Here is a 13,359-nt window from a genome sequence, read left to right on the forward strand (position 1 = left end):
CAGTAAAAGCTATTATAAAAGCCACATTACAGAACGCCGGCTCATAGTTGAACCGGCGTTTTTTTTGGCTAGGATTTAAAGGTTTAATATAGGTCATATTTTCTAGGCATAAGAGATGTTACTGTATTGCTTTAAGCTTTTTTCAGAGATGGAATGTCCAAACAATCACTTAGAATCCTGACTTACAACCTGCATAAAGGCTTTAATACCGGCAATCGGCAGTTCATCCTGCATGAAATGCGGGAGGCGCTTCGCGAAGCAGATGCCGATATTATGCTGTTACAGGAAATTCAAGGTGAGCACACTGGCCATCAGCAGAAACACAGTCATTGGCCGGATTGCCCACACTGTGATTTTATTGCTGAAGATATGTGGCCACATTTCGCCTATGCCAAAAACGCCGTTTACAGTGTGGGTCATCACGGCAATGCCATCCTCAGTAAATATGCGTTGCAGAGCTGGGAAAATATCAATGTTTCCCCCTACACCTGGGCAAGCCGCAGCTTGCTACATGGCGTCATTCACATTCCCGATACCCAGCAGGAACTGCATATTGTCTGCCTGCATCTTGGTCTGACGGGCACCGAACGTAAACGTCAACTGCAAACACTATGCGAGCGTATTGATCAGCACGTACCGCACGACGCTCCCTTGGTTGTTGCCGGAGATTTTAATGACTGGAATGGTCAGGCTGAAAAACATTTCACCCAACGGTTGGATTTGAAAGAAGCGTTTCGAACGCTGCATAAAAGACACGCACGAACCTGGCCCTCATGGATGCCGATTTTCAAGATGGATCGCATTTATTATCGTGGCCTGGAGCCAACATTTTGTGAATGTCCTCCACATTCCTCCTGGAAGATGCTGTCGGATCATGCCCCATTAATTGCCGCATTTGAATTTTAACTAAAGACGCAGTGTCTGCTCCATCTTTAACGAAGAATTGCTCGGCGCAAGCCGGCAATAACGTTACACTATCGCCTCTTGTTTGTTATATAGAATCAAGGATTGCCTGTGCCTGACATCGTTGTAATGTTTTTCCTGCTTGGCCTGGTGGGTGGCCTGGTGAAATCCGATCTGGCCATTCCCAAAGCCGCATACGATGTTTTAAGCCTGTTATTAATGCTGACAATTGGTCTCAAAGGCGGTATGGCATTACATGGCAATATGGGCTGGAATTTGGTGCCAGAACTGATATCCGTGGCTTTTTTGGGCTTTTTGATCCCGCTTATTTTATTCCCATTACTGTTGAAAGTTGTTCGGCTGAATCTGGCCGACAGTGCCAGTTTTGCTGCGCATTACGGCTCTGTCAGTGCCGGTACATTTGCTGTGTCGCTCGCTTATGCTGAAAGCAATCAATTGGTGATTGGCGGACAGGTAACACTTTATCTGGTGTTACTGGAATTACCAGCTATTGTTATTGGGTTAATACTTTACCGGCATTTCAGCGGGGTAAAACAAGCCTCCTCCGGTGGCATGTTGAGCATTCTGCATGAATCATTGACCAACCGAGGCGTTATATTGCTGGTTGGCGGGGTAGTGATTGGCTGGATGTATGGTCCAAGACAAGGCGCCGGGGTAACTGATTTATATACCGGGGCATTTATGGGCGTCCTCGCACTGTTTCTTTTGGAAATGGGTCTGGTCGCCGCCGAAGCATTGAGTAAATTATCACGCGATAAAATTCCCGTAGTACTATTTGCCATCGTTGCACCCAGTATCTTAGCCTTGGCTGGATTGTTTGTCGGTAAATTGCTCGGACTGCCAGACGGCTCCGTATTGATCCTGGCAAGTTTAACCGCCAGTGCTTCGTATATTGCTGCACCGGTTGCCGTTCGTTCGGCCATTCCACAAGCTGATATTGGTTTAGCTATGCTGGCGGCATTAGGCCTGACGTTTCCATTTAATGTGCTTGTCGGCATTCCGCTATATCACAGCCTGATTGGTTAATTCGTTTTCCCAATGGCTGATTCTGCCAGTATTTCCAGCAAGCTTTCATGCGGTTCAACAATTGCATAATACTTTAAGCAATCAATTGCAGCGAAGATGCTGATCAGCAATGCTAACCCTCATCCCCTTTAGTAATGCAGGTTTAATGGCATTTTCCAGGCTAGGTGCATTTGCATTGCAGAATCCATCACGGCTTTGTTTTGGTGCGTGATGGTTCAAAAATAACCAAATGGACAGTCGAATAAGGAGCTATGCATGCAATCATTGGCGTTGCTAAAACCTATTCAGTCGATTTTGTGGAGCGTTGCTCTCCTGCTTCTTGGAAATGGACTTATCAGCACACTGTTAACCTTACGAGGAACCAGTGAAGGGTTTTCCAGTGCAGTAATGGGCATGATCATGTCAGCTTATTTCGTCGGATTTATCTGTGGCACCTGGGTGAGTGGACGCTTGATTCGTCGTATGGGGCATATTCGTACTTTTGCATTTTGTGCTTCTATCTGCGCCACCACCACGCTTTTACACATTATCTTCATCGACCAATGGGCGTGGATGGGCTTTCGTTTCTTTTATGGATTGGCCTATATCACGCTGATGACTGTGATTGAAAGTTGGCTCAATAGTCAGGCGGCCAGTCATGAACGTGGACGCATCTTTGCCTTTTACATGGTAGTCAACCTGGGCGCGCTCGCTCTTGCACAACAATTGTTGCATCTTGATTCGCCAGAAGGCTTTTTATTATTTGCTTTGGTATCGATTCTGGTGAGCTGGGCGATTTTACCGTTAACCCTTACCAGGCGTAATCAACCCAACATCGCGACTGAAAGACCAAAAAGCAGTTTAAAAAACTTATTAAGAATCGCTCCACTGTCTGTTGCCGGGGCGTCTTTATCCGGATTGGCTATGGGCGCTTTCTGGTCAATGACACCTATTTATGCCACCCAACTTGGATACGATATCAGCGGTATTGCTTTGATCATGAGCCTGACCATTATCGGGGGTGCGGTGTTGCAGATTCCAATTGGTCGCTATTCGGACAAGCATGATCGACCGAAAGTCATGACATGGGTGGTGATGCTGGCTGCAGCTATATCGATAATGATGATTATAGCGTCCTCACAAAAATTGCTGCTCAGTATGTTCTTTATCTGGGGTGGCCTGGCGTTTTCCATTTATCCACTCTCGGTTGCCCAGCTGATCGATCAACTGCATCCGGATGAAATTGTTTCCGGTTCATCCGATATGCTGGTATTGCATGGAGCCGGCTGTGCGTTTGCTCCGGTGCTGTCCGGTTCTTTAATGACATTACTGGGGTCGCATGGCTTACCGATTTATATCGGAGTGGTCTTGCTGTTACTTGGCGGTTATATCGTTTACCGTCGACGCCGGGTGGTGGATCTGGTTAGTGGTCAAAATGCCCACTTTGAACCGATGGTGCAAACCAGTGCCCAGGCACTTAATATGATGTTTGATCAACAGCAACGTGATTTATTCGATGATCCGAGTTTTTACGCCGAAGAAGAACAAAAGCGGATCATCAATGCTCTTCGGCAAAGCGGCTCTTGACGCTAGGGCAGCTAGCGTCAAGTGTAGCTATGATTTTGCTATTTGAAATTACTTCCAGCGTAAATTCACACCGGTATAAACAAACCTGCCTGCCTGGGGGTAACCATAACTGGTGGAGTAATCCTCATCCAAAAGGTTTTCAACACCAACATAGAAGTCGGCCTTCTGATTGGCAAGCGTATATTTAAGTCGAGTATTTACTAATTCAAAACTATCGAGTTTATCTCGAATAGCTGAATCCTTTCGGTTAAAGTAATTTTGTGAACCGATACGAATAATATCCCCGCTCAATTGCCATTGTGGTGTTAACTGATAGATGGCCTGCAGGCTGGCTTTATGTGAAGGGCGATACTGCAGTCTTTCAGTAGTGGCATCTGATGACTTATCTTCAGCACTTAAAAAGCCTAGCCCAGCGTTAATGGTTAATTTATCCGTAAACTGATATCCGCCATCAATATCAACTCCCTTAAAACGCAATTTATCACGGTTTTCAAATACATCTGTGATGTTGTCCTTTTCAATAAAATCTTTAATATCTGATTGCCAGAAGGCGATATTTAGTGCACCTTTTTGCCATTGATTTTTCACACCCACTTCATAATGTTTGGCCCTTTGAAAACCCAACTCACTGTTACCAGAGCCCTGCTCAAACAATTGACGGATGGTTGGAGCATCCACTTTACGTGCAATTGTTCCATAAAGGGTTGATATCTCTGTTATAGGTTTAGTGAGTGAAAATTGCCCGCTGTGCGTTGACTCATCAGTATTTCCCGACTTATCTAGTTCATGTCTCGCAATACCCAGCACAGCCGTAATATCAAATGCCAATGGCTGTGTTAACTCAGCTGCATAGGATTTTACCCTGATCGATTCATCGGAACTGGTTTGGGTAAAAGGTCGTGATGGGCAAGTTTGGGCGCCGCCACCGCCACCGCCACCGCCACCGCCACCGCCACCGCCACCGCCAGAAATGGTGCATTCCAGACCAGCCTCGTCATAGCTTTCTTTACGCTGATCAAAACTAAATGCCACTTTGGATCCGGTTGTGGGAAATACACCTGTCAGTTGGGCGTGGCTACCATGCGTTTTAGTCTGCTCTGTTCTAGCAAAAGTATTATTAGTGGTGATAGTTGAGAAAGAATTATCATCGTAACTGGCGCTGCGTTCTTCTAGTTGGTTTTCAAAAAACCATAAGCGCGTTGACCAGTTATCGGCTAGTTGATAATCCCCTCCAAGTTGAAGAGAAAAGCCTCGCTGAGACTCAACACGCTCAAACCTGGCACGTTGAGCAAAATCGTCTACATTGTTATCAAAGACAATCGGTGGCTTGCCGTACTGGCCCTCAAGATAGCTGGCAAACATGCCAATGGTGAGTTTTTCGGTTAAATTTCGATTATATGAAAATATCAGGTTTTCCCGTCGATCATCACTGTTACGCCGCTGGTCATTATCCTGAAAGTTATCTGCAGAAGTTTCCAGCGGCGAAGTGAAATCATTGGACAATGAAAAGCCATCACGCTCTCTCACACCATACCCAAAGAAAAATCCTGATCGGCATCCCCATAACCAACCTGCCCATTGGCTAGCCAGAAGTCATCTGAGCCACGTTCTAGTTTGGAACTGGCCTGAAACCCGCTCATCGCATTGCGGGTTTTAATATCCATCACACCAGCCATACCGCCATCACCATACAAAACCGATGAACTACCGATATTCAAATCAATTTTGCCAATAGCAAAAGCCGGAATCAGACTGGGGTCAAACTGACCATCAAACGTGGAATTAAAAGGGATACCGTTCAGTAGAAGCTTGACCTGCCTAGTTCGTAATCCACGGATATCCAGACGAGGAGTACCGTCACCCCCATATCTGGTATTGACTGATGGCACTAAGCGCAACGCATCTTCCAGGCTTCTCGCACCTAACAATTCCAGATCATGCTGATCAATCAACACCTGTGAACTGTTCACCGGATTATTTTCAACCTTAATTTCAGCAAGCTCGTAGTTTTCATTTGTTATTTCGGCAGCCATGATCTGTGCTGAAACAGGAATTATCAGTGCACTGAAAACCAACCTGGATATATTCTTTAATATATATCGGTTGGCAGCATTATGATGTGAAGTGCTCACAAAGTCTCCTTGAGTTTAGTGATTGTTTTTTTGCGATGTCTTTAGCGTTCGCCAGGCCAGAAAGCCAATCAGCCCACCCACTGCACCAAAGATAAAGTGAGTCATAAAGGGATACGCCAAACCATGTCGCAATGAATCCGTTTCGACCCCTGCCCAAGTTAGAAATCCCATTTTGAACAGGGGTTTTAACATATGAGCAAGACCAGCAGCTAAAGGCAATAACCATAATGTAATGTTGGAAACAGAAAGTTGTTTAAATGCGAGGTCAAGGACTATCCCTTGGCTCAAAACGATAATCGCAGCAGCAGGATTGTCACGTATCACTAAAGCCGCCACTAAACCACCACTTCCAGCCAATGTGGCAGAATAGTGATATGGCGAAACCAGTCGTACAAATATCAATATTGCCATTAACGTCAGTCCCTGACGACCTGGCAAATCGAGTCCGAAACGGAAGGTTTCATGCATTAGCATCGCCATTGCACCTGCGATAAAAATCCATGCATGCTGGGATTTATCTGATTGCCAGACCTCAGAACTGTTTGAGATAGCTCTTTTTAGCAACTTTCCACTCATTGGGGGTTTCCTCATCAGGTTCAACAATCAAGGTGGCTTCTCCACCCAGCCAGATAGCTCGTGGCCAGCTTCCCATTGCAATTTGGATAACAGGATCGGTTAACACTTTTCCTTGCCGATCCTGTACCACTGTTATGTCGGTCAAATCCAACAAACTCGAAAGGCTTAAGGTTTGCTGAACATGATCACGCATGCCAGGCAACCACAGTAAACGTCCATCCACTCCCGAACCACATAGATTAACCGCTGCCAGCGCGCCAATTACACCATCCTCTGTTCCCGTCAGGCCATGGAGGATAACGTTGTGTTGCCTTGCAAGATCACGGGCTTGTTGCTGAGTCACCAATCGTTGTTTACAGATAAAACCGAACTGCAGCATAGCCATGGAAAGCTGTTGCTCCGATGCAATGCACAAACCAACATCAGCCCCCTCGGCACTCTCGTTTAAAAGATACTCAACACACAATTTTTCAATATCCCTAACGGGAGCATTGAACTGCTCAATAACCAGACAAGCAGCACTATTATGGGAAGTAAATGGCACCAGCGGACTCATCAATAATTGATGGCGTGTTATAAATCGGCATCTACCCAATTGCTGCTTATTAATCGCAGCGCCAAGTGAACGCGCATGAAAGCCGGTGCCACGGCTTTCAATATTATCTGTATCATCAATGCCGATATACCAGCGCTGTGCTTTAGTTGGTAGCATAATCTTCCTAACCTGTTATCGACGTATTCCAACATATATAACGATTAAGGTAAATATTTCTTTAATACTGTTTACTGAACTCAGCTGCCCAGCAGCTGTGTCATTTTTTCAAGATCATCAGCAATCGAAACGTAGGCTTTCTTTTCAAGATCACGGTAAGCAGTCAAAATGGATTTCCCAAACTCGGTGACTTCAGCTCCACCTCCATGTGAACCACCTTTTGCTGTCACCACAAGCGGTTTGGAAAAGCTCAGATTCATCGTATTCACCAGATCCCAGGCACGTTTGTAAGACATTCCCATCGCACGCCCGGCAGCAGAGATTGAACCATGCTGTAAAATGGCATCGAGTAAATCGGCTTTCCCAGGCCCCAACGCGACCGAGTCTTGGTTATGTAACCTGATTTTTATACTGACTGAATCTGACATGCAGCACCCTGATGAAGTAATTTCAAACAGGTAAATAATAGCATTGTCGACTTACTCTCAGTTGAATAGCTGCGTTTGTATTTATCACTTTAGCTTTAATGAAAAAGCATCAAGACAAGACAAACAGGTTATTGTTTATTACCCTGAAGGGACTTGCTTTACCTCACTAACGGAACAACTGATGGCTCATAGTCACACACATCATCACGACGTCGCTAATTACAATCAGGCATTTGCCATAGGCATCAGCCTGAATATTATATTTGTCATCATTGAGGCCAGTTACGGCATTCTGTCTGGATCAATGGCTTTGCTGGCTGATGCAGGGCATAACCTGAGTGATGTAGTCAGTTTATTACTCGCCTGGGGAGCCAGTATCCTGGCGAAAAAAGCTGCCACTGAAAAACGCACTTATGGTTTTCGTAAAGCCACCGTGATGGCGGCATTAATCAGTTCTGTCATGCTGTTAATTGCCTTGGGTGGGATTGCCTGGGAATCGATCAACAGGATGCTGACCCCTCAGCCAGTGCAAGGTATGACCGTTATTATTGTCGCCAGCATTGGTGTGGTCATTAATACCATCACGGCACTGTTGTTTTTTAAAGGGCAAAAACAGGATTTGAATATTCGTGGGGCTTTCCTGCATATGGCTGCTGATGCTGCTGTCTCATTAGGCGTAGTGATTGCCGGATTGTTTATTTTGTTTAAAGGGTGGTTATGGATTGATCCGGTGGTCAGCCTGCTCATTGTTGCTGTTATTCTGGTAGGCACCTGGCGATTATTAAATGAATCCCTCAACTATGCGATGGATGCTGTCCCAGCCAATATCGATATAAAAAAGATCCAGCATTATTTGTTAAGCTTTGAACAGGTCAGACACTTTCATGACCTGCATGTCTGGCCTTTAAGCACCAATGAAACAGCTTTGACCGTTCATCTGGTCGTTGATGAGTCCGATCTGAATACTGTCTTGCTCTATCAGTTGCAAAACCATTTGCATGATCATTTTGGGATCGTACATTCCACCATTCAAATCGAGTCAGTAATGGAAACTGAAAACTGCCTGCTAAACAGCAGTCATGAATGCCATTAACCATACTCCATCGTGAGCTCACAGAAGTAAACCAAGCCTAATTGATAGAAGATTACCCTGATTTAACCTATCAATTTAAAATGTTGGCGTGTTGGATAAGCAGGAGAAACAAATGAGCCAGATATTTTTTGATAATTGGGAAACCTTATTTCGCACTCTGATTATCGGGGTGCTGGCATACGTCAGTCTGGTCATCTTATTACGGATTTCAGGCAGACGAACTTTATCCAAAATGAATGCGTTTGATATGGTTGTGACTGTAGCTTTAGGTTCTACTTTGGCGACTATTTTACTTAATAGAGATGTTGCATTGGCAGAGGGAGTCCTGGCGTTTGCTTTGCTGATCGGCATGCAATATCTGGTGACCTGGTCCAGTGTCAGGGTGCCTTGGGTTCGAAAAATTGTCACCGGCGAACCTGCACTGCTGGTCTATGATGGAAACCTGTTATCGTCAGCACTGAAACGTGCACGAGTCACTGAAGATGAAATTCATTCGGCTGTACGCTCCTCGGGTAGTCAAACATTCGAGCATATCAAAGCCGTGGTTTTGGAAACCGATGGTTCATTTAGTGTGGTAAAGCAAGAAAATAGCCAAGCAACTACGAGCCTGCAAGGTATCGTTGTTCCAGGTAAAGGCAAACTCGATGGATCTGACCTGCATTAACGATGAATAAATTTGTCAGCGATCCATAAATCCCTTCTGGCGAACGTTATTAAACTTCCTTAAAGCGTCTGGCTTTGTTATGTTGACAAGTTATTAATTAAATTAAGATTGAATGAAAATGCACGGAAAGTTAATCAAATGGAAAGATGACAGAGGTTTTGGATTCATCCTCTGTGAGCATAATCAACAGCAAGTATTTGTTCATATTTCAGCCTTCCCATCCAGCAGTCCCCGTCCCAAAGTTGGTGAACTGCTTGATTTTGACATTGAAACCACAGCCGATGGTAAAACCAGAGCCATCAATATTAGCCGTGGGGGATCAGTAAAAACGCAAACGCATGCTTCGACGATTAAACTCAGTAAAACGCCGGGTAACAAAACAAAAATTCTCAGCGGAATAATTGTGCTGTTGGTGATTGGGTTGATCGTGGCGAGCGTAACTCAATAACGCCAATGCAATCCAAATCCGATTAAATAATTTAGTGCTCGTCGTATAACGCCACATATTCCCCTGAAAACTTAGCCGCCAGCTGTTGACCGGAATACAAAACTGCTGCTACGCGAATACGGGCTTTTCCTTTACGACGTAAGATTTTGAGGAACCTTGTCCAATCATTTTCATCCACTAGCGCAGCCGTAGCAGTGAAGTCTCCGGTCATGGGTTTGAGATAGGCCATCTCGTTTCGCTGAATCACCAGTTGAGAAGCTATCCCCTCCTCCGCCAATCGTGTATGCAATAACGACCAGGCTGATAGAATCGCCAACGTTGATGCACTGCCACCAAATACTGTTTCCTGATGGTTAATATTGGGGGCCAGCGGTGCCTGCAGAGTTAATGATTTTGCAGTCATGTTCTGCACACTTACCTGCATGGCTGCCGACAAAGGAATGTGTTTATACAGATAGCGTTCGAGTTGATTATGTGTCATATCTATTAGTCACTACTATTGTTGCTGTGCATTATCAAGGTAATCCAGTACTGAATTCATCAGCTGATTGATATTTTGATATTTTTGCAGATCGGCGGTCAGTATTTCACCTTCAGCCTGCACATAAGGTGCCGGCACCAATTCATCGGCACAGTGTTCAATAATGGCCTGAGCAGAGTCTTCGGTGGTCTCTAAATGAAATTGCAAACCAATGACTGATTGGCCCAATTGAAATGCCTGATTATGACAGCCAAAACTTTTTGCCAGCCACAAGCTATTCTTCGGTAAATCAAAGGTTTCACCATGCCAGTGAAACACCATGGCCATTTCAGGAAAAGTGAAAGCAGCTGCATTATTGTTAGCCACCGCCTGAATTGGCCACCAGCCGATTTCTTTTTCTATATTGGGATAGACTCTGGCACCCATCGCGCTGGCGATCAGTTGTGCACCGAGACAAATTCCCAGAACAGGTTTACCGGTCTCTATAAATTGCCGGATAAACTGCTTTTCTGCTGCTAACCATGGATACTGAGCTTCATCATTCACGCTCATTGGCCCGCCCATCACCACCAGAAAATCCACATCATTAATATCTGGCAAATTAGCTTGTTGATAAAACCGGGTAGCATTGATTTGATAGCCATGATTTTGAAACCAGGCTTCAATACTGCCTAAACCTTCAAACGGTACATGCTGAAAATAATGTGCCTGCATTCTGAGTCCTGAAAAATTACTGAAAAGGGCTATGACTATCCCCCGTTCTGTTTAAAGTTTGCCTGTTTGCTCAATAAATTAAGCATTGATTAATCTGGCTTAAGTCATGGCACTGTATTATCTGGTTTAATGGAAACTGATCACATCAAACAGCATTTTGGAGTATCTTGGCCGGTAGAAGCCTATTATTTCGCCTTATGTTGTTAATGATAAGTGCTTTCCGAGGGAGAATCATTATGACAAAAAGTATTTTTTTATCTAAACCACACCACAAACTGACATTTACTTTAGCATTGGGCTTAATGCTGACAGCCTGTGCACCAGAGCCTGAAGTAAAAGACGTTCAGGCAACTGAAGCAGAAATCGAATACTTGTTTGACCGTTGGAATAATGCTTTGCAAACCGGCGACGCAGCCGCGGTAGCAGCTTATTATGCAAATGATGCGGTTCTGTTACCAACACTCTCTAACCAGGTTCGTACTGACCATGAGGGCATACGTGAATATTTCGGATATTTTCTCGCCCTGCAACCCAATGGCCGGATTGATGAAAGTAACATTACCATTAATGGCAATATTGCAATTGATGCCGGAATTTATACCTTCACCCTGACAAAAAATGGGCAGGAACAGGAAGTTCAGGCACGCTACAACTTTGTATATGAACGTCAGAATGATGGTGAATGGTTAATCATCAATCACCATTCATCAGCGATGCCAGAAGATATGGTTGATGAACCAGAGCTAATGAAAAATATTCTGATTAAAGAACAGGGGTAATTCTGTATTATCATTCCTGCTCACGTCTTCTGACAGGCTTTTTGAGCACAATAATAAAATTAATTACAACAGCGAGGGAAAAAAATGACTATTGCACTGACTCCACTGATTTCTTTGATAGCCGGTATTCTGATCCTGGTGGTACCAAGATTACTGAACTATATCGTGGCAATTTATCTGATTATTATCGGTTTGGTAGGTATCTTTGGCGGCAATCTCAACATTACGCCTTAGGCTTAATAGATTACGTACCAATGACGACGGGAGTTGTAATAAACTTTCGTCGTTTTTTGATTTTATTATGATGTTTGTATCTTAATGGCATCGATCGCTTGATGATTACTATCAATGCCATAACGACTTCAGGCTTAATTTTTACCCTTTACCTCTTTCAACGAAATTTTACGGCTGTTAGCCAGTTCCACTAACTGTTCGAGCGGGTCGGCCAACGCTTTCACTCCTTGTGCAATTTCGTCTTCTTTATATCCCAGCTGGTGCATCAATTTGATCTGATTTTGCAGCAGTTTCTGCATTGCAGCGACTTCTTTCAACTGATGCATTTGTTTATCGTGACGATTTTGTTCAGTGACCCGCTGTTTGGTCAGCCGGTTTTGATAGGAAATATCTTTCCACAAATCACGCAATTGCTGAATAATTTTATCCACTCCCAATAGATTAAAATCTCCAGGCGAATGCACTTCGATGGATTTGATAATCAGGCGGTGGGATTCACTCACAGAGGATAATGAACCGTAAAACGCATTTTTGAGATTACGGCTTTGGCCTTTATTTTTTATCTTTTCCAGAACATAAAGACGGTTATACAATATATTTAGTTGGTGAAAGAAACGGTAAAAATCTTCTACCGTCCAGTCTTCGCTGGCGCTAAAGCCTATCGGGCTAATGGTCTCTGACAATCGTGGCCTCCTTGTTCGACTGATATAATCCAGCGATTAATCAGGCAAATTAATCCTCTTTACGGCTGATAATTTCACCCTCAATGATATGAGTCTCATGACGAGATTGTCGAGAAGATCGTTGCGAAAACGGCTGATGCTGGTTACCTGCTTGCTGAGCTCTACGCATTTGTTTACGCGCCCGGTACAACATCAGGGGGATCAGAATCCAGCTTAGCAACACGACCACCACCAACAACGCCAGGCTGAGCATCATCACCATTCCCAGTAAAATCCAAGCAAAAATACGTTGCAAAAAACCGGCAGACTGAACTTTTCGAAATTGTTGTTGCCAGTTTTGAGCTTGCTGGCGAAAAGCATCTGATCGAAACATAAAACCTCTTTTTTTCAAGCACTTTAACTGCTGATGTGATCTTTAAAAACCGTTATAGAAATAAATAGTTTTTATGATGGTCGGTTGTTTACGGGTTAAGAAAGTCGCCGGAGATGATACGTTTCTTACCCGATATAGGTTGATTATAAAGATAAACCCAGGCTGAGAGCTTATTTCCATTACTCAAACAAATTATTTGCTGCTGCCGCACATATTCGTGAGGCTCTGCAAAACTTGAAGAACATTCTTCATAATCATCAAGCTCGGCAAACAGCAATTGGGGATTATGGATACGATACACCTCCCCGACAACTTGCTGCTGCGGATTATCTGTCAATATCACTCCTGGATAATAAGAAATTAGATACATGACAGCCTGCAACATTCCGGTATCGATATAATCACAGCAGCGTTGCAACAAATCATGGCGTTCAGTGTTTTTACGTAAGGTACCGTATACAAAAAGATAATCTTCAGTCATAAATTCAGGCTATGAAAGATCAACAGAAACTCATTACACTCTACG

Annotated in this window: 18 protein-coding genes; 8 read left to right on the forward strand and 10 right to left on the reverse strand. The window is 44.1% G+C overall.

The genetic code is table 11. From position 1 onward, the window contains the following. The first annotated feature begins 153 nt into the window (after window positions 1–153). From AC08OG_RS11345 to AC08OG_RS11355, 3 genes are all read left to right on the forward strand, one after another. Window positions 154–906 (forward strand): endonuclease/exonuclease/phosphatase family protein, encoded by a 753-nt coding sequence (locus tag AC08OG_RS11345; RefSeq protein ID WP_292399882.1) that lies wholly within the window; start codon window positions 154–156, stop codon window positions 904–906. Between the two features lie 108 nt (window positions 907–1,014). Beyond that, window positions 1,015–1,950, forward strand: coding sequence for a sodium-dependent bicarbonate transport family permease (locus AC08OG_RS11350; protein ID WP_482929557.1), 936 nt, complete (start codon window positions 1,015–1,017; stop codon window positions 1,948–1,950). 255 nt (window positions 1,951–2,205) lie between these two features. Continuing rightward, window positions 2,206–3,516, forward strand: a complete 1,311-nt coding sequence (locus tag AC08OG_RS11355; RefSeq protein ID WP_292353845.1) for an MFS transporter — start codon at window positions 2,206–2,208, stop codon at window positions 3,514–3,516. 48 nt (window positions 3,517–3,564) lie between these two features. On the opposite strand, the gene AC08OG_RS11360 is transcribed toward AC08OG_RS11355, so the two are convergent. The 5 genes from AC08OG_RS11360 to AC08OG_RS11380 form a co-directional block, all read right to left on the reverse strand. Beyond that, a complete protein-coding gene (locus AC08OG_RS11360) occupies window positions 3,565–5,043 on the reverse strand; it encodes a TonB-dependent receptor domain-containing protein (protein ID WP_482929558.1) in 1,479 nt (492 codons plus the stop codon). Beyond that, window positions 5,040–5,648, reverse strand: a complete 609-nt coding sequence (locus tag AC08OG_RS11365; protein ID WP_482929559.1) for a TonB-dependent receptor — start codon at window positions 5,646–5,648, stop codon at window positions 5,040–5,042. The genes AC08OG_RS11360 and AC08OG_RS11365 overlap by 4 nt, the downstream gene beginning before the upstream one ends. A 15-nt stretch (window positions 5,649–5,663) precedes the next feature. Continuing rightward, window positions 5,664–6,224: a hypothetical protein gene (locus AC08OG_RS11370; protein ID WP_482929560.1), complete on the reverse strand. Its 561-nt coding sequence runs from the start codon at window positions 6,222–6,224 to the stop codon at window positions 5,664–5,666. Continuing rightward, entirely contained in the window at window positions 6,181–6,936 is a 756-nt protein-coding gene (locus AC08OG_RS11375) for a hypothetical protein (protein ID WP_482929561.1), read from the reverse strand. The genes AC08OG_RS11370 and AC08OG_RS11375 overlap by 44 nt, the downstream gene beginning before the upstream one ends. Before the next feature lie 80 nt (window positions 6,937–7,016). Beyond that, entirely contained in the window at window positions 7,017–7,364 is a 348-nt protein-coding gene (locus AC08OG_RS11380) for a winged helix-turn-helix domain-containing protein (RefSeq protein ID WP_292353837.1), read from the reverse strand. A 181-nt stretch (window positions 7,365–7,545) separates the two neighbouring features. On the opposite strand from AC08OG_RS11380, the gene AC08OG_RS11385 reads away from it, so the two are divergent. From AC08OG_RS11385 to AC08OG_RS11395, 3 genes are all read left to right on the forward strand, one after another. Further along, window positions 7,546–8,457 carry a cation diffusion facilitator family transporter gene (locus AC08OG_RS11385; RefSeq protein ID WP_482929562.1) on the forward strand — a complete coding sequence of 304 codons (912 nt, stop codon included), beginning with the start codon at window positions 7,546–7,548 and terminating at the stop codon, window positions 8,455–8,457. 112 nt (window positions 8,458–8,569) lie between these two features. After that, on the forward strand, window positions 8,570–9,121 hold the full coding sequence (locus AC08OG_RS11390) for a DUF421 domain-containing protein (protein WP_439503908.1): 552 nt from the start codon (window positions 8,570–8,572) through the stop codon (window positions 9,119–9,121). A 118-nt stretch (window positions 9,122–9,239) separates the two neighbouring features. After that, a complete protein-coding gene (locus AC08OG_RS11395) occupies window positions 9,240–9,569 on the forward strand; it encodes a cold shock domain-containing protein (protein WP_292353831.1) in 330 nt (109 codons plus the stop codon). A 31-nt stretch (window positions 9,570–9,600) separates the two neighbouring features. Here AC08OG_RS11395 and AC08OG_RS11400 read toward each other — a convergent pair whose 3' ends face one another. Both AC08OG_RS11400 and AC08OG_RS11405 read right to left on the reverse strand, forming a co-directional pair. Continuing rightward, window positions 9,601–10,050: a thioesterase domain-containing protein gene (locus AC08OG_RS11400; RefSeq protein ID WP_318989402.1), complete on the reverse strand. Its 450-nt coding sequence runs from the start codon at window positions 10,048–10,050 to the stop codon at window positions 9,601–9,603. A 15-nt stretch (window positions 10,051–10,065) separates the two neighbouring features. Beyond that, the gene (locus AC08OG_RS11405) at window positions 10,066–10,764 is read right to left on the reverse strand and encodes a glutamine amidotransferase-related protein (protein ID WP_292399910.1); all 699 of its coding nucleotides are present in this window, start codon (window positions 10,762–10,764) and stop codon (window positions 10,066–10,068) included. 236 nt (window positions 10,765–11,000) lie between these two features. Here AC08OG_RS11405 and AC08OG_RS11410 point away from each other — a divergent pair, with 236 nt between their 5' ends. Both AC08OG_RS11410 and AC08OG_RS11415 read left to right on the forward strand, forming a co-directional pair. Then, window positions 11,001–11,543, forward strand: a complete 543-nt coding sequence (locus AC08OG_RS11410) for an SgcJ/EcaC family oxidoreductase (protein ID WP_292399914.1) — start codon at window positions 11,001–11,003, stop codon at window positions 11,541–11,543. An 84-nt stretch (window positions 11,544–11,627) separates the two neighbouring features. Next, on the forward strand, window positions 11,628–11,777 hold the full coding sequence (locus AC08OG_RS11415; protein WP_014707945.1) for a DUF3096 domain-containing protein: 150 nt from the start codon (window positions 11,628–11,630) through the stop codon (window positions 11,775–11,777). A gap of 134 nt (window positions 11,778–11,911) precedes the next feature. On the opposite strand, the gene AC08OG_RS11420 is transcribed toward AC08OG_RS11415, so the two are convergent. The 3 genes from AC08OG_RS11420 to AC08OG_RS11430 form a co-directional block, all read right to left on the reverse strand. Next, window positions 11,912–12,460, reverse strand: a complete 549-nt coding sequence (locus AC08OG_RS11420) for a hypothetical protein (RefSeq protein WP_292353822.1) — start codon at window positions 12,458–12,460, stop codon at window positions 11,912–11,914. A 49-nt stretch (window positions 12,461–12,509) separates the two neighbouring features. Next, a complete protein-coding gene (locus AC08OG_RS11425; RefSeq protein WP_482929563.1) occupies window positions 12,510–12,833 on the reverse strand; it encodes a hypothetical protein in 324 nt (107 codons plus the stop codon). Window positions 12,834–12,921: 88 nt separating this feature from the next. Next, on the reverse strand, window positions 12,922–13,314 hold the full coding sequence (locus tag AC08OG_RS11430; protein ID WP_292353818.1) for a gamma-glutamylcyclotransferase family protein: 393 nt from the start codon (window positions 13,312–13,314) through the stop codon (window positions 12,922–12,924). Window positions 13,315–13,359: the final 45 nt, after the last annotated feature.

The organism is Methylophaga sp. F7, assembly GCF_056863975.1.